The following is a 21,313-nucleotide window of genomic DNA, read 5'->3' on the forward strand; positions in this document are numbered from 1 at the left end:
AGAGTTGAGCGTGATGACGGATGAGCGTGCGGAAGACAAACGGGCCAAAATGATTGATGCGGCCCGCATGTATTACCAGCTGGACTACAGCCAGCAGGAGATTGCCGCCAAGCTGGGCGTATCCCGCCCGACGGTCAGCCGGTTTTTGCAGCAGGCCAAGGACGAAGGATACGTCCAGATCAACATTTTCGATCCGTGGGAAAATATCAGCCAGCTGACGGAGCAGCTAGAGCGCAAGTTCGGGCTCAAGCAGGCGGTGATTGCCACGGTGCCCGATTATGAGGACGCCATTGTCAAAAAGTATGTCGGCGGCAAGGCGGCGGCGTATTTGCATGAAACGGTGAAGGACGGCGACATCATCGCTACGACATGGGGGACGACGCTGTACGAGATGGCGCTGCGGCTGAAGGACCGGCATCTGAAGGATGTCAAGGTTGTGCAGCTGAACGGCGGCGTCAGCCATTCGGAGACAAATACGTATGCGTATGAAATTGTGCATTTGTTCGGCAAGGCGCTGCATACGGTACCGTATTTTATCCCGCTGCCGGCGATTGTCGATCATGCCGTCGTTCGCCACGCGATTGAGTCGGACCGCCATATCCGCAACATTTTGGAGCTGGGCAAGCAGTCCAATCTCGCCTTTATTACAGTCGGGGTGCCGACGGAGGATTCCGTGCTGATTAAAGCCAACTATTTCTCGGCCTCCGACCTCCGCACGATCCACGAGAAGGGGGCGGGCGACATCTGCTCCCGTTACTTCGATATCGAAGGAAACATTATCGCGGAGGAGCTGAACGGCCGGACGATCGGGATCGACCTGGAGGAGCTGAAGCGCAAGGAGCGCTCCGTGCTCGTCGCCGGAGGGGCGAAGAAGGTAGAGGGCATCTACGGGGCGCTGCGGGGCGGTTATGCGAATGTGTTAATTACGGATCAGTTTACAGCCAAGTATTTGCTTGAACGCGACGGTTAGGGCGTGTCTGAAACCGCTGAAGGCAGCAGATTTTGCCGAATTTTCGTTCCAAGCGAGGAAGTTTTCCGCAGGCGTGCCGGGGCACGTCAAGGGAAAGTGACGCGGCAGGGGGCGAAAAGGCGGTAAAAGATGCACTTCAGCGAGTTTTGAGACACGTCCTAGAACGGGTGACGGCGCGCAAGCGACGAGAGGNAGTGACGCGGCAGGGGGCGAAAAGGCGGTAAAAGATGCACTTCAGCGAGTTTTGAGACACGTCCTAGAACGGGTGACGGCGCGCAAGCGACGAGAGGGAGAGAAACGATGGAATCTGCAGCTAATCAAGTGAATACGTTGTCCGCTTATTTTGACCATACGTTATTGAAGCCGGAGAGCAGCAGCGAAGCGGTCATCCGCTTGTGCGAGGAAGCCAAGCAATACCGGTTTGCGACGGTTTGCGTGAATCCGTACTGGGTGCCGACGGCAGCCCGCGAGCTGGCAGGCTCAGGCGTCGGCATTACGACGGTTGTCGGCTTTCCGCTGGGCGCAACGAGCACGTTGTCCAAAATGATGGAGGCGCGTGATGCGATTGCCGCCGGCGCGACGGAAATTGATATGGTGCTGAATGTCGGCGCGTTGAAATCCGGCTTCCTGACCGAGGTGGAGCAGGATATCGCGGGTGTTGTCCAGGCGTGCAAGGGCCGCGCCGCAGTCAAGGTCATTCTCGAAACGGGGCTGCTGACCGATGAGGAGAAGGTCAAGGCTTGCGAGCTGAGCAAGTCCGCAGGCGCAGACTTCGTCAAAACGTCTACCGGCTTTGGCCCGGGAGGCGCTACGGTGGAGGACATTGCACTGATGCGCCGGACGGTCGGCCCTGAGATGGGCGTCAAGGCGTCCGGCGGCGTGCGCGATCTGGCGGCCGTGCAGCGGATGATCGAAGCCGGAGCTACGCGGATCGGGGCGAGCGCAAGCGTTGCGATCGTGTCCGGGCTGCAGGGCGACGGGTATTAAGGAAACGGGGAAACCTGGCAAATAAGGTCTTGGGACCCGCTTTGCCAGGTTTTTTGCGTGAGCGAATAGTTGTCGTACTACAAGCGTGGAGGCGGCTAGGGGCCAAGCAGCTGCTGCAGCCAGGGGGCTGCGCCGAAAATGATAAACGCTGTCAGCATCATCGCGATGCTCGAAATGGAGCCGGTCAGCGCATTGTATTCGAACGCCTTGGACGTGCCGGCCGTATGGGCGCTTGTGCCCAGCAGCACGCCGCGGGCGATGTCGTTGCGAATCCGGCATAAGCGAATGACCAGCGGGCCGAGCAACATGCCAAGCAGGCCGGTCAGCAGCACGACCAGCGCGGTCAGCGCGGGCAAGCCGCCGCTCATCCCGGAAACCGCCAGCGCAACTGGCGTTGTCGCCGAGCGGGGAGCGAGGCTGAGCACAAGCGGCTCGCCCAGCTGCAGCACGCGGGCCAGCCAGATGGAGGATACGACCGAAAGGAGCGAGCCGGCGAGCACGCTGACGCTAATGGCAAGCGCGTGCTTTTTGAGCACAGGCCAGTTTTTGTACAAGGGGACGGCCATTGCCACCGTAGCCGGGCCAATCATCCCGCTGATCCCCGAGGTTGCGGCTTCATAAGTTGCATAGGGGATTTTTGCGTACAGCAGGCTGGCTACGATCAGCGCCGGAGCAACCAGCAGCGGAGACAGCAGCGTCATCGGGCGGGCCCGGTACAGCCATTTGACTGCTAGGTAGATAACAAGCGTACCGATCAGGCAGGCTGCAAACAGCATTTAGAACCGCCTTCTTTCCTGTTTGGTAGCGATCCGCTCGGTCAGAAGACCGGCGCAGATCATGACAAGCACCGTGCTGCCGAGGACAACAAGCAAAATACGCAAGCCGCTTTCGAGCAGCAGCGATTGATATTGAATCATCCCGGCCGCAGGCGGAATGAAAAACAGCAGCATTTCCGCAAGCAGCCATTTCGCTCCGAGATCAATCCAGGCCAGCTTGATCAGCTTGAGCTGCAGCAGCAGAAACACAAGCGCCAGACCAAGCAGGCTGCCCGGAATCGGGAGCCGCAGCCAGCCTGCCAGCGCGTTCATCAAGGTGGAGATGAGGATGAAGCCAACGACTTGCAGCCAACCTTTCAGAGCGGTATTCATACCGATGACTTCCTTTCTATCGCAAGTATACAGCGGGGATTGGTATTGGTAAAATGAATCATATTCATCATTTTCATGCCGTTTGTCTATGATAAAAAGGGGCGTTAGGGCCGTATGGAACTTCGCGATTTGCAATATGTGACCGCGCTTGCCCGCTGGCGCAGCTTCACCAAGGCGGCCGAGGCGCTGCATATTACGCAGCCGACCTTGAGCAAGATGATCCGCAAGCTGGAGCAGGAGCTGGGGGTCGATCTGTTCATCCGCATCGGCAAGCAGGTGGAGGTGACGGATGCCGGAGCGCTTGTATGCGAGCAGGGCCGGGTAATTTTGCAAGCGTTCGATAACCTTGACCGGGAGCTGAAGGACTTGACCGGGCTAAGCAAAGGCCTGATTCGGATCGGCCTGCCGCCGATGGCCGGCTCCAGCTTTTTCGCCGGGGTGATGAGCCGTTTCCACCAGCATTATCCCGGTTTGACGATCCGGATGGTTGAAGATGGCGCCCGGAAAATTGAACGCGAGGTAGCGGCAGGCAATCTGGATATGGGCGTCAGCGTGCTGCCGACCGATGAGCAGAAATTTGCCGTTCACCCGATTATTAAACGCAAGCTGAAGCTGATCGTACACCCGCAGCATCGGCTGGCCGGGCGGACCGAGGTGGCGCTGCATGAGCTGGAGCCGGAGCCGTTTATTTTATTCCGCGAAGGATTCGCGCTGCATGATATGATCATCGACGAATGCGAGCGGGTCGGCTTCCGGCCGAATGTGCGGTATGAAAGCTCGCAGTGGGATTTTATCCGGGAGATGGTGGCGTCCGGTCTAGGCGTGTCGCTGCTGCCGGAAACGATGTGTGAAGCGCTTGATCCGGCGCATGCCGCCCAGATTCAGCTTGTGCAGCCGGTCATGCCGTGGCATCTGGCGCTGATCTGGCGGCGCGACGCGTACTTGTCGCATGCGGCCAGGGCGTGGATTCGTTTTGTGCAGGATTCCTTCCCGGACCTGAACCTGGACACCTCCGGTGTCTGAGGCCGCTCGCAGCGCCCTGCTCCTGCCGGAGACAGGGCTTTTTTGCCGTTGTCTCGCTTGACTTGCGGATTGCAGGTTGACAAAGCCGGCCTGTCCGGCGTTAGATGGAGGGGTGTATGTACGCCGTTGCAGCGCATCCTGCGCGAGGGTTACGGAAGGGGGCGGCCTCATTGCTGTATTCGCTGAAAAGGCGGCTGATCGTCTTGTTTGTGACGCTGCTGCTTGTATCGTTTGGCACGATGTCCGTGCTGTTTTTTACGGAATCGCGTTCGATCATTTCGTCTTATATCGAATCGTCCGCGTATGAGAAGATGGAGGAATACGGTTCCTTTGTTCACATGGGGCTGGTGCAAATGTATGATCTATCGTCCATTGTGTTCAACAGCGACATGACCAAGACGTGGGATAATGCGTTGTCCGACCCGGCTTTGCCGGTCGGGGAGAAGACGCTGGCCAACATTCAGCTCAGCCAGTTTCTGACGCGAACGACCAACAGCTATTCAATCGTGTCCTCGGTGGTGCTGTACCGCCAGGACGGGCTGTGGATTACCGGAGATAATCAGATGCGCAGCGACGCTTCCTTCTGGCAATCGTCCTGGTATACGAATTTTTTTGCGGACGGCGTCCAGTGGGTGTCGGCGCATCAGGACCCTGTGGAGCTGCAGCGCTCCAAGCCGTTTGATGTGGTCAGTCTGCTGCTGCCGATCGGGACGTTTGAGCCGTCGCAAGCGCGCAGCCTGATGAAAATTAATGTGCGGGCCGATTTTTTTCTGGAGCCGCTGAACCGGATTCATCTGGGCGAGACAGGGACGATTTTTCTGCTGGATGGGCAAGGGGAGTCCATCCTGAACCAGCCGGAGTTTGCTGCGCACCCGGAAGCGGCCAGGCAGGTGGCGGCGATCCGCAGCCAGCCGCTCCAGCAAGGCGTGCTGTATGTGGCCAATGCAAAAGGCGAGCGGGATGTGCTTGTCTACAAGAAGCTCAAGCAAAGCAATTGGCTGCTGGTCGGTCTCGTGCCGGAGGCGGATTTGTACGGCAAGCTGTACAAGCTGCGGACGACGATGCTGGTCGTAGCCTCCGTGCTGCTGGTCGGGGCCATCGGGATGGCGACCTGGCTGTCCTCGGGCATTTCGCGGCCGCTCTCGCGGCTGGCATCAGCTATGAAGTATGTGCAAATGGGTGATTTCGACGGGGCCGAAAGCCGGATTCCGGCGGAGGCGAAGGTGCGCAACGAGGTCGGGTATGTGACCGCCGCCTTCCGCAATATGGTCAGCCGGCTCAGGCAGCATATCCAGACGGAGTTTGAGCTGAAGCTGCTCCGCCAGCAGGCGGAATACAAGGCGCTGCTGATGCAGATAAATCCCCATTTTCTGTTTAATACGCTGGAGCTGCTCAGCAGCCTGGCGATGCAGAAGCGGACGCAGGATACGGTCAGCGTAGTCGAATCGCTCGGCAAAATGATGCGCTTTTCGCTGCGGAGCAGCGACGATCTCATTTTGCTGGAGGAGGAGCTGGCTTACGTGCGGCATTACGTGTCGATTTTGCGGGTCCGCTTCGCCGGACGGCTCGACATTGCGGTGGAAGCGGAGCCGGGCGTCGGACGGCAGATGATTCCGAAGTTTATTTTGCAGCCGCTGATTGAAAACGCGGTCAAATACAGCTTCCGCGAGCATCCGGAGGCGCAGGTCGGCATCCGGGCCTGGCAAACGCAGGGCCGGCTTCATCTGGCCGTATCCGACCAAGGTCCGGGCATGCCGCCGGAGCTGGCGCAGCAATTGCAGGCGGAGTCGCTGTCGGCGCAATTCGCGCAAATTCTCGATAGCCGCTCCCGGCAAATTGGCCTGCGCAACGTGCTTGCCCGCTGCCAGCTGTATTACGGCGATTTATTCGCTTTCGAGGTTCGCTCGTCGCCGGAGGAAGGAACCTGCATCACGCTTATATTGCCTGCACAAGGAGGACATGCCGATGTATCGCGTACTGATCGTGGATGATGAGCCGGAAATCCGGCAAGGGCTGCGGCTCAAGGCCGACTGGGAGGCGCTTGGCCTGGAAATTGCAGGAGAGGCGGACAACGGCTCCGCCGCCTTGGAATGGCTCGCCCAGCACCCCGCAGAGCTGGTGCTGACGGATATGAATATGCCGGTGATGAACGGCGTGTCGTTTATGGAGCTGTGCCAGGAGCAGCATCCAACGCTGCGGCTGCTTGTCATTACCGGCTATGAGGATTTTCACTACGCGAAGGCGGCGATCCGCCATCAGGCGCGAAATTATTTGCTGAAGCCTGTATCGCGGGACGAGCTGACAGAAGCGCTTGCCGCCGTTGTCCGCGAGCTGGACGAGGAGCGGCGCGAGGTGGACCAGCAGGCGATGCTGCAGTGGCGGCTGTCGGAGTATTACAAGGAGATGCGGGAGCGGTTCCTTGTGCATCTGGTGAAGGAGGAGCTTGGCTCGGAGCGCTCGATTCGCGAGCAGGCCAGACGCTTTCAGCTGGATGGCTGGGCCGAGGAGGAGGTCCGGTTTGTAACGGCCGGTTTTCTGGAGCACCGGTCGCTATCCGCTGCTCATGAGCGGTCGCCCGACAAGCTGCGGCTGCCCTTCGAGCTGGTGTTCCGCGAGCTAGCGGCTGAATTGCCCGGACAGCCGCAGGCGTTCCGCGACGCCAGCTACGCCGGGCTGATGCACGTGCTTGTCCCCGGCTCAGGGCAAGCCGCGGACGTATTTGCGGCCACGCTGAATACAGCCGTGACCGGGCATCTCGGCTTCAGCCCGCTCCTCGGCATCGGCCGCCCGGTAACAGGGCTCAAGCAATGGAAGGACGGCTATAGGTCCGCGCTGCTTGACTGGAACAGGCGGTGCAGCGAGCAGCGGTACGGCGACCAGGCGTCGGCCGGGTCCGGTCCGGACAGTGGGCTGAGCGAGGAGATATCGCGCTTATTGCAGCGCTATTTGGCGCGGGGCGAGCTGGCGGCCTTCGAGCAGACGCTGCGCAAGGAGCTTCTTGAAGCGTTTCACAGCTCGCAGGAACGCTTCGTGAAGCTGATCTTCCAGCTGTATTTGCTGCTGGACGAACGGGCGTATGCCGCCGGCGTCGCGTTGGATAGCCGGGAGCAGCTCTGGCTGCAGCCGGAGCAGGTTTGGGCCTTCGATACGGTGGAGAAGGCGGAGCAGTTTCTGGTCCGGCTTGCTGCCAAAGCCGTGCGCAGCGCGGCTGCGGAATCGGCCGACGCCGACTACAGCCTCATTCAGGCTGCCGAGCAATTTATCCGCGACAACTATATGGCCGACTTGAACCTGACGATGCTCGCGGAACGCTTTAACTACAATTCGTCGTATTTCTCGGAAATTTTCAAGGCAAAGGCCGGAAAAACGTTTATCCAATACCTCACCGATGTACGGATGGCGAAGGCGGTGCAGCTGCTGGAGGAAACGATGCTTGGGCTGTGGGATATCGCGGAGCTGACAGGCTTCTCCAATGCGAGCTACTTCAGCTCCCGGTTCAAGCGGGTATACGGCATTACGCCTTCGGATTACCGGCAGAGCCGCTTACCTGAAAAAATAACAACTGAAGACCCGAAGAAATAGCATTCAAAGCGATGCCCCAAATCCGTATGATGATCTTACAAGCTTACCGTGCCTGCACGGAACGGATCATTAGAGGAGGAGGGGCTTTGTTATGTCTGCATTACGCAAACCTGCCTTAGGGCAGCAAAATCGCACGGCTTATTTGTTTCTACTGCCCTGGCTGCTCGGCTTCTTCGGGCTTACATTAGGTCCGATGCTCGGTTCTCTGTACTTGTCGATGACCAAGTTCAACCTGCTGAACCCGCCTCGCTGGCTAGGTCTGGACAACTACAAGAGTATCTTTACAGAGGACGCATCGTTTTACCATTCGATGGGGCTTACGTTCCAGTTCGCGCTGCTGTCGGTGCCGCTGCGTCTCGTATTCGCCCTGCTTGTGGCGATGGCGCTGAACAAAGGGATTCGCGCGCTCGGCGTCTACCGGACGGTATACTACATCCCGTCTCTGCTCGGCGGCAGCGTGGCGATTGCGATCGTCTGGCGGAAAATTTTCGACGGCGACGGCATTTTCAACCAGTTTCTCGGCTGGTTTGGCATTCAGGGTCCAGCCTGGGTTGCCCATCCCGATTACATCCTGTCCACCATCATTACGTTGGCCGTCTGGCAATTCGGCTCGGCGATGGTTATTTTCCTGGCGGGGTTAAAGCAAGTGCCTGCCGATTTGTACGAAGCGTCGCAGGTGGATGGCGCGGGCAAGGTCAGGCAGTTTTTCAGCATTACGCTGCCGCTGCTGACGCCGGTCCTGTTTTTCAATCTGGTGATGAGCGTGATCAATTCGTTCCAGGTGTTTACGCCCGGCTTCGTGATCGGCGACGGCCGCGGCGGTCCGGTCGATTCGACGATGTTTTACACGCTGTACCTGTATTTGAAAGGCTTCTCCTTCTTCGACATGGGGTATGCGGCGGCGCTCGCCTGGATTATGCTTGTCGTCATCGGCGCGATGACCTCGATCGTTTTCCTGACCTCGAAGTATTGGGTATTTTACGGCGACGGAAAAGATGAAAGGGGGTAACGCTATGAAGGTGCAATCAGGAGCGGCGCTGCGTGCAGCGACCAGTCGGCCGTCTGACAGGCGGCGTGCAGCCGGACTGCTCAAGCATGCCATTATTATCGGGTTCGGACTGCTGATGCTGTACCCGGTGCTGTGGCTGCTCAGCAGCTCGTTCAAGCCAAACCAGCTCATTTTCTCGGATACGAGCCTGTGGCCGAAGCAAATCACGCTGGATAACTATTTGAACGGCTGGAAAGGGCTGCAGGGCACGTCATTCGGGCGGTTTTTCCTGAACTCGGCGCAAATTTCGATCATGTCGGTGCTCGGCAATATTGTGACGTGCTCGCTTGCCGCATTTGCCTTCGCCAGACTGAACTTCCGGTTCAAAAAGCTGTGGTTCAGCCTGATGCTGGTGACGATTATGCTGCCTTACCATGTTACGCTGGTGCCGCAATACGTCATCTTTAACAAATTTGAGTGGATCAACACGTATTTGCCGCTCATTATTCCAAAATGGCTGGCCCATGACTCCTTCTTTATTTTGCTGATGGTGCAGTTTATTCGCGGCATTCCCAAGGAGCTGGACGAAAGCGCAACAATCGACGGCTGCGGCTACGGGCAAATTTATTTCCGCATCATGCTGCCGCTGCTTGTTCCGGCGCTCATTACAACGGCGATCTTTACGTTCATCTGGACGTGGGATGATTTTTTCTCGCAGATGATTTACTTGAATAACATCAAGCTGTTTACGGTGCAGCTCGGGATTCGCTCGCTGTTCGATCCTTCCGGCGAATCCGACTGGGGTGCGCTGCTCGCGATGTCGGTCCTGTCGCTGACGCCGATTATGACCGTGTTCCTGACCTTCCAGAAATATTTCCTTGAAGGCATCGCGACGACCGGCTTGAAGTAAACCATGATTCCAAACCAGGGGGAGATTCACGATGAAACCATTTCGGATGACAAGCAAAGCGATTGCGGGTACGACACTTGCGGTGCTGATGACGGTGACGACGGCTTGCGCCGGCGGCACGGGAACAGGCACAGGCGCCTCTCAGGGGGCAGGCTCCGGCACGAAGGAAGGCGAGAAGGTTGAGCTGCGCATCATGTGGTGGGGCGATCAGAAGCGGGCGGACCGGACGAATGAGGCGCTGCGCAAATTCGAAGAGAAAAACCCGAACATTAAGGTTGTCGGTGAATTTGCGCCAAGCTCGGGATACTTCGACAAGCTGAATACGCAGCTCGCCTCCGGCACGGCTCCGGACGTCTTTTTCCTCGGCGGCAACGTTGTCGATTATGCCAACAAAGGCGTGCTGCTGGAGCTGGACCCTTATGTCGGCAAAGAGCTGAACCTGGCCGATATGGATAAGTCGATGATCCAATACGGCACGCTCAAGAGCAAGCTGCTGCATATTTCGGCCGGCGCGAATGCGCGCGGAATCGTCGTCAATACGGAGCTGTTCAAGAAGGCTGGTTTGCCGGTTCCGCAGGACGGCTGGTCTTGGGAGGATTACGGGCGGATCAGCAAGGAAATAACCGAGAAGCTGGGCAAGGACGTGTTCGGCACTTATAACTTTACGGTCGACGGCATGGATATTTACCTGAAGCAGCGGGGCAAGCAGCTCTATGATATGGAGAACGCCAAGCTGGGCTTCGAGCAGAAGGACGCCGAGGAATGGTTTACGCTGTGGGACAGCATGAGTAAAGCCGGAGGTGTCGTCACCCCTGCGCTTCAGGTGTCCAACCCGCCAACCGATACGAGTAAATCACTGCTGGTGACCGGCAAGGTTGCGATGAGTCTGATTGCCTCCAATCAGCTTGTGGCGCACCAGAATCTGATTCCGGATAAGCTGGCGCTTGTGCAGCTGCCGCGTGGTCCGAAGGGGACGGGCGTCGTATTTGAATCCAGCCAAGGCTTGTCCGGCTACAACAAAACAAAGCATCCGAAGGAAGTCGCCCTGCTGATGAACTACTGGATCAATGATCCGGATGCCGCCAAAATTCTCGGCAATGACCGCGGCGTACCGGTTACATCCAAAATGCGCGAGCTGCTCAAGGAAAGCGCCAACGAGGCGGAAAAGGTTATCTACGATTACACGAGCCGCGTATCGGCCGCGACGAACAAGGAGCCGTTTGCGATCAGCTACAACCCTCCGGGCTACACGGAATATTCCAAGCTGTTTGAAACAACGGTGCAGGAAATCGGCTTCGGTAAAAAAGACGTGAAAAAGGGCGTAGAGGATTTCTATAACGGTACGGTGAAAATATTTAATAACAACAAATAGACGGCGGGTCGGAGGGACGAAGCAGGCTGCGCTGGCAGTCTGCTTCGCGTCGGCCGGAAGCGTATCAAGAGGGAGACGGGATCGGGATGAGAGAGCAATTGCTGGACAAGCTGCGTAATGTGAAGGTCAGCGAGCGGATCGGAGCGCTTCAGAAGGCGTCGGATGGTCCGGTGCTGGAGCAGTGGCTGCATGCAGGTGTGAAATTTGCGGCCTCCTCGGAGCAAATTGAGCAGGTATACGATTCCGCGCTGCGCAAGCTGCTGGATTGTATCGTGCCGACCGGCGGGGAGCGGCCCATTTTGCATGAGGGCGGCGTCTATCCCGGCTGCTGGCTGGAAAGCACCGGCACGATCAATGCCGAGCTGCTGTCGCGGTTTATGCCGGAGGTGTCGAAGGCGACGTATGAGCTGTTTGCGGACTACCAGCTAGCGGACGGGCTGATGCCGTACAAGCTGACCGCAGACGGCCCGGCGTACCGGCAAATTCAGCTGGTGACCCCGCTTGCCCGCAGCGTCTGGAACCACTACAGGCTGAACGGCGAGGACCGCAGCTTTCTCGGTAAAATGTACAGCGCGATGCAGCGGTATGACGACTGGCTGAGCACGTACCGGAATACGCGCGGCACCGGTGGCGTGGAAGCCTTTTGCACCTTCGACACCGGCCATGACTTGTCGCCGCGCTTCTGGCATGTGCCGGATACGCCGCACAAGGGCGACCCGCGGTTATGTTACCCCGACTCGCCGATTTTGCCGTTTGTGGCGCCGGACTTGACGGCCAATGTGTATGTGCAGCGGCTGTACCTGGCCCGGATCGCCGAGGAGCTGGGCGAAGGCGGCGCAGACTGGCGCGAGAAGGCGGCGTCCAGCCTGGATAGCCTGTTCCGCTGCTGCTTCGATGAGGCGGAGCATTTTTTCTACGATCTGGATAAAAACGACGCGCATGTACGCGTACAATCGGATGTGCTGCTGCGGGTGATGGCTTGCGAGGTCGGCGACCGCGCATTTTTCGATGAGGCGCTGCGCCGGTATTTGCTGAATACGCGGAAATTTTTCGCTCGCTTCCCGTTTACGTCGATTGCGATGGACGATCCGCGCTTCGATCCGTTTTCGAGCTATAACACATGGGCCGGAGCGTCGAATTTCTTGAGCCTGATTCGCGCGCCGCATGCGTTCGAGCATCACGGACGGTACGTGGAGCTGACCTGGGTGCTGCAGCCGCTGATGGCGGTGTTCCACATAATGACCCGCTTCGGTCAGTGCATCAGTCCGTGGACGGGTGAGGAAGGCTTTACGGAGTCGTATTCGCCGGCCATTTTGTGCATGCTCGATTACGTGGAACGGCTGTGCGGCATTATGCCGCGCCCCGAAGGCGAGCTGTGGTTCACAGGCTTGCTGCCGTATCCGTTCGACCATGGACAGACGATTGCCGACGGCACAGCCTACAGCCGGACTGTGGACGGGATCACCTATGAGCTGGTGAATACGGAGCTGCTCTCTACCGTGTATCGCAACGGTGAGCTGCATCTGGAGTTTCCGCACGGGCTGCGGGCGGTCACGAGCCGCGAAGGCGAGCTGCTGGCGCTGATCGGCTTGCGGACCGGAACCGTGGAAGGCGCGGTCCGTATGGGCGGACGCGAGCTGGCGGTAGCGGTCAGCGGCAATGAGCGCGTCGAGGTGACGGCTCATTTGGCAGCGGCCAAGTCGGTCAGTCGGATCGGCGTCGTTGCGCCGACCTATAGGTAGACCTGCTTGCTGCTTGCAGCCGCGCTGCGGATCAGGTTTGCAAGCGAGATTACGACAACACGTAGCCTGAAGGAGTGAGGGTCATGAATCATGAGCATACGGCTCCGTCGGAGCCGTTAGCCGGGTCAGGTCAGTCTGTGTCGCATCCCGGGCTGTCTAGTCAGGCGGACCGGAAGGGGCTTGTCGCCAATGCGGACCTGCAAATCCGCGATCCGTTTGTACTGCCGGTCGAAGCCGAAGGCAGCTATTACTTGTTCGGCAGCACGGATGCGAATATTTGGGGGCAGGGTACGGGCTTCGATTTGTATATCGGAACGGATCTGAAGCACTGGGAGGGGCCGTATCCGGCCTTCCGTCCGGGCGCAAATTTTTATGCGGAGCAAAATTTCTGGGCGCCGGAGGTATATGCCTACGGCGGGCGCTACTATATGTTTGCAACGTTTCGGCGCAAGGATAACGGGCTGCTCGGTACCGCCGTGCTTGCTGCGGACCGGCTGACCGGCCCGTTTGAGCCGCATAGCGAGCAGCCGGTAACGCCAGAGGCGTGGAGCTCGCTGGATGGCACCTTATATGTCGACGAGGCTGGCGACCCGTGGATGGTATTTTGCCATGAATGGCAGCAGGTGGGTGACGGGCAAATTTGTGCGGTTCGGCTGTCCGCCGACCTGAGCCGTGCTGAAGGCGAGCCGCAGCTGCTGTTCAGCGCGTCGGAAGCGCCGTGGGCGACCCCGTTTGTGTCGGAGCGCTACAAGGACCAGCTGAACTATGTGACAGATGGACCGTATTTGTTCCACAGCGAAGACGGAACGCTTGTCATGTTATGGGCGAGCTTTATTGACAACCGGTATGCGCTTGGCATGGCCCGCTCGTTAACCGGGAGTGTGCTTGGCCCCTGGGTGCAGGAGCCGGAGGCGCTATTCCGCAATGACGGCGGGCATGCGATGGTATTCCGCGCCTTCGACGGCCTGCTGCTGCTGGCGATTCATTCGCCGAACAAAACGCCGAACGAGCGGCCGCATTTTCTGGAGCTGACGGAAAGCGGCGGCAAGTGGGCGCTGCGGGAAAGCGGACCAGCCGAATACTAGGCCGGCGATCTGACGGAAAGCGGCCCGACGTAATACTAGGCCGGCGATCTGGTTTGTCTGGCGGCGGCTGCACAAGCGACGGGTTGTCCGCCAATGAGTACCTATACAAATAAGACCTGTGAAACGTCGAGCGGTTGGCGGTTTACGGGTCTTTTTGGATTTGGGCTGCTTGGCTGCCCTCCCTGCACAGACCATGCAGCGTGGATTTTGCCGGGCGGCAGCACGTATAATGGAGAGGTAAGCCCGAAGGGGAGCAGAGGGGGGAGCAGCATGTTCGCCAGACGCGAGAGCTTGAAGCAATATGTCACCTTATATCCGATTACAACGACTCTGATCGTCATTCAGCTGCTGGTCTGGGCGGCGATGGAGCTAACCGGCTCCTCGAAGGACAATGGAACGCTGCTGCAGTTTGGCGCGATGTACGGCATTCCCGGCTTCCAGCCGGAGCTGTGGCGTTATGTAACGGCGATGTTTGTCCATATCGGGTTCGAGCATCTGCTGTTTAACAGCTTTGCGATGTATGTATTTGCAGCGCCGCTGGAGCGGCTGCTGGGCCGCTTGCGATACGCGGCTTTGTATTTGTTCAGCGGAATCGGCGGCAATGTCGTCAGCGCCTGGCTGCAGGATGAACCTTATTTGAGCGGCGGAGCGTCCGGTGCGGTGTACGGAGTGTATGCCAGCTATTTGTTTCTGTCCGTATTCCGCAAGGATCTGATCGATAACCGGACGAAGCAGACGGTACGGACGATTGTCATCGTCGGTCTCGTCTACTCGTTAGTTATTCCGCAGGTCGATCTGTACGGGCATGCCGGAGGCTTTGCAGCCGGATTGCTCGGAACTGCCGTCCTGGCAGGTGTGGCGTCAGTTCGGAAATAGGGCAACCAGTCCCGCCTCCTGCAGCGGAAACCAGGCGCAGATCGCGATCAGCAGCCAGCGGAAGATGACCTCGGCCGTCGAGCCGGTGTCGACCGCGAGGAAGCGGGGCAGCAGCCGTACCTTGAGCCTGAACGGCCAGAACAGCTGCACGCCTTGCTCATTCAACAAGTCAATCAACGGATGCGAGGCGTAAGCGGCCAAAAATACCCACGCATACAGCGGGGAAAGCGGGATAAGCAGGAAGCCTAATGCCGCCAGGCATGCAAACGAGTGAGTAACGGTGCGATGCCGGACTTTCATCCAGCGGAGTACGGTTGAGACGGGAAAAAACACTTTCGCCATAATGGAGCCTTGCTTGTCAATATCAGCCAATGGACCTGCCAGACAGCCGATCAGGACGCCCGCAGCCCCTTCCCAAGACAATAACGGAATTTGAAAATGGACGAGGGCAAGCTCCGCAGCAAGCACGCCTGCAGCGCCATGTGTCGGTTGAAGCAATGTTGTCGATACCTCCCGGAATAATGTGGAACATCAGTTCTCATTTTACGGGAATTGCGGCTGTTTTGCAACGTATCTGGTTTATTGACGCCGTAAAGTCTTAAATTTGGCGGCCAAGCCAGCGGGCAATGACGGTTTTATTCCGTTTGACAAGCAGCGCGGCGATCAGCAGGACAACAAGTGCAGCGACGGCAAAGGCGGAATAACGGGAGATCAGGTGCAGCAGCTCGACGATCCTATAGCCAAACAGCTTGCCGAGCATGACATAACCTGCCACCCATACCGCGCCGCCCAGGCCGTTGTACACAAGCAGTGTCGTAAAGCGAATACGCAGCATGCCGGATATGTAGCCGGTAAAATGCCGCAAGCCCGGAGCGAAATAGCTGACCAAAATCAGCTTGTCCCCGTATTTGTCGAACCAGCCGGACAGGTGACGAAGCCGTTCCGGATGCAGCAGCACAAATTTGCCGTATTTCTCGAAAAATGGCGTCCCCAGCTTGTAGCCCAAGCCGTACGTCAAAATCGTACCTGCCAGAGCGCCGGCATAGGAATAAAGCATGACCAGCGTCAGCTGCAGGCTGCCGAGCGCGGCCAGATGGCCGCTGACTGCCATTGCTAATTCCCCGGGAAATGGAAGCGCCAGTGATTCGGCGAATAAACCGAGCACCAAAACGAGGTAGCCGTATTGCTCAGACAGGGTCGTGATCCATTCCATCAGCATTGCTCCTTACCGAACTTAATTGGATGTGTCGTTTACTTGAATAGTGTACCGAAGATCAGGGGATACCATAACCGCCGGTGGTTTAGTTTGGCAGCTGGACCTTGGTCGTGTTGAACCATGTCGGAGCAAATAAAAAGGTAAACCGGATCGGCATTTGTGAACAAATGGTTACAACTTAAGTAAGTTGGTGTTAAAAAATATTTTACTTTATTTTTGTTAGCTGATTAGGTATACTGAACGGGAAAGACGATGACATTGACATTATTGGAGGAATCGGACAATGGCTACGGAATTCTGGACAGCCGTAAAAGGCAGACGCAGCATTTACACGTTGAGCAAGGAATCCACGATTTCAGACGAAAGAATTCAGGAAATCGTCGAAGAAGCGATCAAGCATACGCCATCCTCTTTTAACTCGCAAAGCAGCCGCCTGGTGCTGCTGCTCGGCGAACAGCATGACAAGCTTTGGGATATTACAACCTCGGTGCTGAAAGCCATCGTACCGGCCGATCAGTTCGAATCCACGCAGCAAAGAATGAACGGCTTCCGCGGCGCGTACGGCACGATTTTGTTTTTCGAGGACGAGTCGGTTATTCAAGGATTGCAAGCCGCGTTTGCTACCTATCAGGACCGGTTCCCGGTTTGGGCGCAGCATACAAGCGCGATGCATCAGTTTGTTCTCTGGACAGCGCTGGAAAGCGAAGGGCTGGGCGCCAATCTGCAGCACTACAACCCGCTGATTGATGAGCAGGTCAAGTCGGAGTGGCAGCTGCCGGAAAACTGGTCGCTCGTCGCTCAGCTTGTATTCGGCAAGCCGACGGCGGCTCCTGGAGATAAAGAATTCAAGCCTGTTGATGAGCGCCTGAAGGTGTTCAAGTAAGCTTTGCCTCGATAATTTCGTAGACACGGATCGCCGATTCAGCTTTTACAGCTGGGTGCGGCGATTTTTTTTGTAAAGAAAATCGTTTACGGGTTGCGAAAAACTAGGTAAGATAGAAACATTTGGAGCACAGAACGGGCTTGGGTTAGCCGTAGAGAGGAATCTTTACCAGCTTACAGAAATAGGTCGTCGGGGTGGTCACTATGGCAGCAGAGCTGCGGCTCAGGAAAAATAAGATCAGACCGGAATGGATCATCGGTTTTTTGCTGCTGTTGATTCCATTCGGCATTGCGTTTGCGACGACGGTCCCTGTGTACTACACGTACACAGCAGAGGGAGGCGTTGTACCGGTCAGTCGGCTTGGCATTAAGGGGCATGTATCCTTTGTTTATTTAAAAAGCGGTTACACCGAAACGTGGGTCGAGAAATATAAGCTGTCCCGCGAGTTTGGCGACCGGATTCGGTTCGAGCCGGTAGAGGAATGGGAGCTGGAGCTTGCGGACGAGGAGCTTGAGGAAGAAGCAGACAGCCGTCAGGCGACACTGGAGCACGCTGTTGCGGTCAGCTCGCCGACGGCTCCGCTGGCGGAGACGGAGCAAGCCGAACGGGTCCGCGAGTTGGCCGAGAAAAGTAAGCAATACTACGGTGACTCCTTCGGGCTGATGATCGCGCTTGGCTTGTACGAGGAGCGGGAGCAGGTGGATTTCTCCTCTGACGGCAAGCTGCGCATTGCAGGAACAGGCACGATGGAGGCGGATCGGCGGGTCGGTCCTGTAGGCGGTGTGCGCGAGAAGGTGCTGACGGCTGACAGGCAAGGCGTCGATTATTTTCTCGTGCCGTCCAGCAGCTACCGTTCCGGCGACTCGGGGCTGACGAATCAGGAGGAGGCGCTGCAGACGGTGCAGGCGTACGGGCTGGAGCTGACCGTTCTCCCGATCGGCACGCTGGATGAAGCTGTACAAGCACTTCAAGCTTTGAAGCTGTAGGGAAGCTAGAGGAGGGGGAGACGATGGAAGCAAGTAAATCGCAGTTTGTCGGTCGCATTCTGCTGATGTTTTTGGCGGTGGAGCTTGGTCTGGCTGTTTTGTCCGGAGCGGCAACCTTGATTTATATGCGATGGGAAGACGTTTACATGGAGAGGCTTGTGCACGCGGAGGAGTTTATCAACGTAGCCGATTATGTGCTGTATATCATGGCGAGCGTATTATTTCTGGTATGGCTCGTGCTGCTGCATATGGACGTGCGAAAGCTAGCCGAGCAACGATTTTTTGCTGTGTATCCGGTATCGCCGCTGGGGGCGGTGCTGCGGTTGCTGCCGCTTATTCAGCTATGGGGGATTGCCAATCTGTTCGGCACGCTTGGCAAATTCATCGGCCGCGCGGATGAGCGCCGGGGAAACCTGCTGCTCGGCTGGATTCCCGCGCTGTATGTCGCGTTGCTTGGAGAAAGACTTATGGGGATGCTCGAAAAACGAGCCGGCGAACGGCTGCCGGAAGCGCTGCTGGTGCTGCTCCCGCATCTGCTTGGCATTGGCTCCGTTGTTGTGTTTGTGGTTATGCTGCTGCTGATCACCCGCGGAGTGCAGTCCGTTGTCCGCCAGCAGGCTGCCGAGACCATACCGGCGGCGGAGCCTGCGCTGCGGCAAACGGTGCTTCGTTATATGCAGCAGTTTAACGATGTGGCTAGCTTGCGCGGGCTGGTGACAGATGCGTTTATTGTCAGCATGTACACGGCACGCTATCCCGCTGAGTCCATAGCAGATGTTTCGCCGGAGGACATGCTGGCCAGGCTGCAGCAGGAGCGCGACAAGCCGCGGCTGGTGCAATACGAGGTGGAAGCGTACAACTGGCGCGAGGACGGAGCGATGGAGCTGGACGTAATAAGAACCTTCGATAACGAGACGTCCAGCCGTGCCCGGTATGTGCTCATCTGCGAGCACGGGTCATGGAAGTTCGACCGGATCGTTTCCGCAGCGTCTAATCTTTGATTAAAAAAAGGAAACGAACCTTCATGGTTGTCGAAAGCAGACGAAAGCTATAAAATTTAAATAGAAATAGAATAGATGAGGAGCTGGAGCGCTGTATGGGGTATAGGATTGTGTTTTTTGATATTGATGGTACATTGGTCAATGAAGATAAGCAAATTCCGGCAAGCACAGTCACTGCGATTCAGCAATTGAAGGCAAGCGGGGTCGAGCCGGTCATTGCGACGGGCCGGGCGCCGTATTTCATCAAGCATTTGGCCGAAAGCCTCGGCATTGATTCGTATGTATGCCTGAACGGGGGGTATGCGGTTTACCGGGGCGAGCCGCTATACAGACGCATTATCACCAAGCAAAGCTTGGAGGGATTGGTCGCGTTGGCTGCCAAGCACGGCCATTCGCTCGTATTTGAAGGGGAGCACGCCTTCTTTTCCGATACCGAGGCCCATCCGTTTGTCATTGAAGCGGTTTCGTCGCTCAAGGTTGAGCTGCCGGGTTACAATCCTGATTTCTGGAAGACCGATGACATCTATCAGGTATTCCTCCATTGCGAAAGCGGAGACGAGCATCTTTACGGCGAGCTGCTGTCCGAGTTCAGTCTGATTCGCTGGCATCCGCAGGCGATGGATGTGCTGCCTGCCGGCGGCTCGAAGGCTCAAGGCATTGCTGCGTTGCTGGAACAGGTTGGCCTGACGCCGGAGGAAGCCGTAGCCTTCGGCGATGGGCTGAACGATAAGGAAATGCTGGCCTACGTAGGCTTGGGCATCGCGATGGGCAACTCGCACGAGGAGCTGCTGCCGTATGCCGACTATGTGACTACGCATGTCGATGAAGACGGTATCCGCAACGGCTTAATTAAAGCCGAATTGATCCCGGTTTAAGCAAAAACCGTCCGGCCTTTCAGGCGGCCGGACGGTTTTTGCTTGTTTACGCCGCCTCCATGGGCGGCGGCATATATGGCGGCTGGCGAAGGAAGCTCGCCTCCCGCCTTAGACGGCAAGGACGGCGGCCATGACGCCGCCGTCCTTGCCGGTTCGCTGCTGCTTCTATGACTGCAGCACCGCTTCAATCTCCGCCAGCTCCTGGTCGGAGAAGTCCAGCTTGGCGAGTGCGCCGACGGCGTCCTCGATCTGGCTTACTTTACTCGCGCCGATCAGCGCCGAGGTTACGCGTCCGCCGCGCAAAATCCACGCGACCGCCATTTGCGACAGCTTTTGTCCGCGTTCAGCCGCAATGTTGTTCAGCTTGGCGACCTTCGCCATCACCGTGTCCGTCAATTCCTCCGGCTTCAGGAACACGCTTTGGCCGGCTGCCCGCGAATCCTGCGGAATCCCGTTCAAGTAGCGGTCGGTCAAAATTCCCTTCTGCAGAGGGGAGAACACAATGGAGCCGATGCCCTCTTCATCAAGCACATCCTGCAAGCCGTCCTCAATCCAGCGGTTCAGCATGGAATAGCTTGGCTGGTGAATGAGGCAAGGCGTGCCGAGCTGCTTGAGAATTTCGGACGCTCTGCGGGTTTCCTCCGGCTTGTAATTCGACAGGCCGACGTACAACGCCTTGCCTTGACGCACGATCAGGTCAAGCGCCTGCATCGTTTCTTCCAGCGGCGTGTTCGGGTCCGGACGATGATGGTAAAAAATATCAACATAATCAAGCCCCATGCGCCGCAGGCTTTGATCCAGACTGGATACCAGATATTTTTTGGAGCCCCACTCGCCGTAAGGTCCCGGCCACATATAATAGCCCGCTTTGGTCGAAATAATCAGCTCGTCGCGGTAAGGACGCAGGTCCTCGCGCAGCATGCGGCCGAAGCTTTCCTCCGCGCTGCCGGGCGGCGGTCCGTAGTTGTTGGCCAGATCGAAATGTGTAATCCCCAGATCAAATGCGCGCAGCACCAGCTCGCGACCGCGCTCGTACACATCCACGCCGCCAAAGTTATGCCACAGTCCGAGCGAGACAGCCGGAAGCTTCAAGCCGCTTCTGCCGGTACGGCGGTATTGCATCGTTTCATATCGAGTCGTACTTGCCAAATAAGGCATGTTCGTCCATTCTCCTTCAATCTGTAGATTTTACCCGTTTATGTAAGGCCAACAATGTGCTGTACAAGGCCGGGCCGCCTCATCTTATCGTATCGGTTTTTAACGTATTCGTCCAGTGACCGGCTGCAAGCCGCTTTGCAAGCCGAAACTGACAGGTGGATAACTTGTCCAGCTTTGTGCCGAGCTGCTCTGCGGGTCGGCTGAGCGGCCAACCGCAGCAGCAGGCAATGGTCGTCAGGACGAGGGCTTTTGCTTTTGGATTAAGGTTGTCATGCTTTTGCGCAGGGAGCTCATTTCTTTTTCCAGACGCTCCATATCTTTGAACATCTGCTGCATATCGCGGTTTTCCGACAGAACCTTCAGGATGTGCTCGAATTTGATCATGGATTTCACCTGCCTTTCCGCTGGTCGGGTCAATGGCTTTTCAACTATGCAGCGACGGGACATGGTTTACGTTATGCGAAGCGGAGGTGGAGCGTGCGGGCAAGAGAGGAGGTGGCGGGAAGTAAAA

Annotated in this window: 21 protein-coding genes; 15 read left to right on the forward strand and 6 right to left on the reverse strand. The window is 57.3% G+C overall.

All coding sequences use genetic code 11. From position 1 onward, the window contains the following. The first annotated feature begins 13 nt into the window (after positions 1 to 13). Positions 14 to 970, forward strand: a complete 957-nt coding sequence (gene deoR, locus AC6ROY_RS12605; RefSeq protein WP_500100817.1) for a DNA-binding transcriptional repressor DeoR — start codon at positions 14 to 16, stop codon at positions 968 to 970. 300 nt (positions 971 to 1,270) lie between these two features. Beyond that, positions 1,271 to 1,957, forward strand: a complete 687-nt coding sequence (gene deoC / locus AC6ROY_RS12610) for a deoxyribose-phosphate aldolase (protein WP_500100818.1) — start codon at positions 1,271 to 1,273, stop codon at positions 1,955 to 1,957. Positions 1,958 to 2,052: 95 nt separating this feature from the next. Here the strand turns inward: deoC and AC6ROY_RS12615 are convergent, their stop codons facing one another. Together AC6ROY_RS12615 and AC6ROY_RS12620 are read right to left on the reverse strand one after the other, a co-directional pair. Then, the gene (locus AC6ROY_RS12615) at positions 2,053 to 2,733 is read right to left on the reverse strand and encodes an LrgB family protein (RefSeq protein ID WP_500100819.1); all 681 of its coding nucleotides are present in this window, start codon (positions 2,731 to 2,733) and stop codon (positions 2,053 to 2,055) included. Continuing rightward, a complete protein-coding gene (locus AC6ROY_RS12620; protein WP_500100820.1) occupies positions 2,734 to 3,105 on the reverse strand; it encodes a CidA/LrgA family holin-like protein in 372 nt (123 codons plus the stop codon). A 114-nt stretch (positions 3,106 to 3,219) separates the two neighbouring features. Here AC6ROY_RS12620 and AC6ROY_RS12625 point away from each other — a divergent pair, with 114 nt between their 5' ends. The 9 genes from AC6ROY_RS12625 to AC6ROY_RS12665 all read left to right on the forward strand — a co-directional run bounded on the left by AC6ROY_RS12625 (position 3,220) and on the right by AC6ROY_RS12665 (position 14,683). After that, the gene (locus tag AC6ROY_RS12625; protein ID WP_500100821.1) at positions 3,220 to 4,128 is read left to right on the forward strand and encodes a LysR family transcriptional regulator; all 909 of its coding nucleotides are present in this window, start codon (positions 3,220 to 3,222) and stop codon (positions 4,126 to 4,128) included. Positions 4,129 to 4,298: 170 nt separating this feature from the next. Continuing rightward, positions 4,299 to 6,119 (forward strand): sensor histidine kinase, encoded by a 1,821-nt coding sequence (locus AC6ROY_RS12630; protein WP_500100823.1) that lies wholly within the window; start codon positions 4,299 to 4,301, stop codon positions 6,117 to 6,119. Next, a complete protein-coding gene (locus AC6ROY_RS12635) occupies positions 6,094 to 7,710 on the forward strand; it encodes a response regulator (protein WP_500100824.1) in 1,617 nt (538 codons plus the stop codon). The genes AC6ROY_RS12630 and AC6ROY_RS12635 overlap by 26 nt, the downstream gene beginning before the upstream one ends. A gap of 91 nt (positions 7,711 to 7,801) precedes the next feature. Continuing rightward, a complete protein-coding gene (locus AC6ROY_RS12640; protein ID WP_500100826.1) occupies positions 7,802 to 8,719 on the forward strand; it encodes a carbohydrate ABC transporter permease in 918 nt (305 codons plus the stop codon). A 4-nt stretch (positions 8,720 to 8,723) separates the two neighbouring features. Further along, entirely contained in the window at positions 8,724 to 9,608 is an 885-nt protein-coding gene (locus AC6ROY_RS12645; protein WP_500100828.1) for a carbohydrate ABC transporter permease, read from the forward strand. Between the two features lie 46 nt (positions 9,609 to 9,654). Continuing rightward, positions 9,655 to 10,980 carry an ABC transporter substrate-binding protein gene (locus AC6ROY_RS12650; RefSeq protein ID WP_500100880.1) on the forward strand — a complete coding sequence of 442 codons (1,326 nt, stop codon included), beginning with the start codon at positions 9,655 to 9,657 and terminating at the stop codon, positions 10,978 to 10,980. An 86-nt stretch (positions 10,981 to 11,066) separates the two neighbouring features. Then, the gene (locus tag AC6ROY_RS12655) at positions 11,067 to 12,722 is read left to right on the forward strand and encodes an MGH1-like glycoside hydrolase domain-containing protein (protein ID WP_500100830.1); all 1,656 of its coding nucleotides are present in this window, start codon (positions 11,067 to 11,069) and stop codon (positions 12,720 to 12,722) included. Positions 12,723 to 12,805: 83 nt separating this feature from the next. Continuing rightward, complete coding sequence (locus AC6ROY_RS12660) at positions 12,806 to 13,807, forward strand: glycoside hydrolase family 43 protein (protein ID WP_500100832.1); 1,002 nt, start codon at positions 12,806 to 12,808, stop codon at positions 13,805 to 13,807. Between the two features lie 270 nt (positions 13,808 to 14,077). Then, positions 14,078 to 14,683 carry a rhomboid family intramembrane serine protease gene (locus AC6ROY_RS12665; protein ID WP_500100833.1) on the forward strand — a complete coding sequence of 202 codons (606 nt, stop codon included), beginning with the start codon at positions 14,078 to 14,080 and terminating at the stop codon, positions 14,681 to 14,683. On the opposite strand, the gene AC6ROY_RS12670 is transcribed toward AC6ROY_RS12665, so the two are convergent. Both AC6ROY_RS12670 and AC6ROY_RS12675 read right to left on the reverse strand, forming a co-directional pair. Further along, positions 14,669 to 15,181 (reverse strand): metal-dependent hydrolase, encoded by a 513-nt coding sequence (locus AC6ROY_RS12670; protein WP_500100835.1) that lies wholly within the window; start codon positions 15,179 to 15,181, stop codon positions 14,669 to 14,671. The two genes, AC6ROY_RS12665 and AC6ROY_RS12670, sit on opposite strands and share 15 nt — an antisense overlap. 100 nt (positions 15,182 to 15,281) lie before the next feature. Continuing rightward, complete coding sequence (locus tag AC6ROY_RS12675; RefSeq protein ID WP_500100837.1) at positions 15,282 to 15,896, reverse strand: DedA family protein; 615 nt, start codon at positions 15,894 to 15,896, stop codon at positions 15,282 to 15,284. Positions 15,897 to 16,182: 286 nt separating this feature from the next. Between AC6ROY_RS12675 and AC6ROY_RS12680 the strand changes: the two genes are divergently transcribed. From AC6ROY_RS12680 to AC6ROY_RS12695, 4 genes are all read left to right on the forward strand, one after another. Beyond that, positions 16,183 to 16,782, forward strand: coding sequence for a nitroreductase family protein (locus AC6ROY_RS12680; RefSeq protein ID WP_500100839.1), 600 nt, complete (start codon positions 16,183 to 16,185; stop codon positions 16,780 to 16,782). Positions 16,783 to 16,985: 203 nt separating this feature from the next. Beyond that, complete coding sequence (locus AC6ROY_RS12685; protein ID WP_500100841.1) at positions 16,986 to 17,768, forward strand: S16 family serine protease; 783 nt, start codon at positions 16,986 to 16,988, stop codon at positions 17,766 to 17,768. Between the two features lie 23 nt (positions 17,769 to 17,791). Then, the gene (locus tag AC6ROY_RS12690) at positions 17,792 to 18,769 is read left to right on the forward strand and encodes a hypothetical protein (RefSeq protein ID WP_500100842.1); all 978 of its coding nucleotides are present in this window, start codon (positions 17,792 to 17,794) and stop codon (positions 18,767 to 18,769) included. A 95-nt stretch (positions 18,770 to 18,864) separates the two neighbouring features. After that, entirely contained in the window at positions 18,865 to 19,644 is a 780-nt protein-coding gene (locus AC6ROY_RS12695) for a Cof-type HAD-IIB family hydrolase (protein ID WP_500100844.1), read from the forward strand. A 165-nt stretch (positions 19,645 to 19,809) separates the two neighbouring features. On the opposite strand, the gene mgrA is transcribed toward AC6ROY_RS12695, so the two are convergent. Both mgrA and AC6ROY_RS12705 read right to left on the reverse strand, forming a co-directional pair. Then, positions 19,810 to 20,802, reverse strand: a complete 993-nt coding sequence (mgrA, locus tag AC6ROY_RS12700) for an L-glyceraldehyde 3-phosphate reductase (protein WP_500100846.1) — start codon at positions 20,800 to 20,802, stop codon at positions 19,810 to 19,812. Between the two features lie 234 nt (positions 20,803 to 21,036). Then, positions 21,037 to 21,186, reverse strand: a complete 150-nt coding sequence (locus tag AC6ROY_RS12705) for a hypothetical protein (RefSeq protein WP_500100847.1) — start codon at positions 21,184 to 21,186, stop codon at positions 21,037 to 21,039. Positions 21,187 to 21,313 lie beyond the last annotated feature (127 nt).

Source organism: Paenibacillus sp. sg306046, from assembly GCF_059821225.1.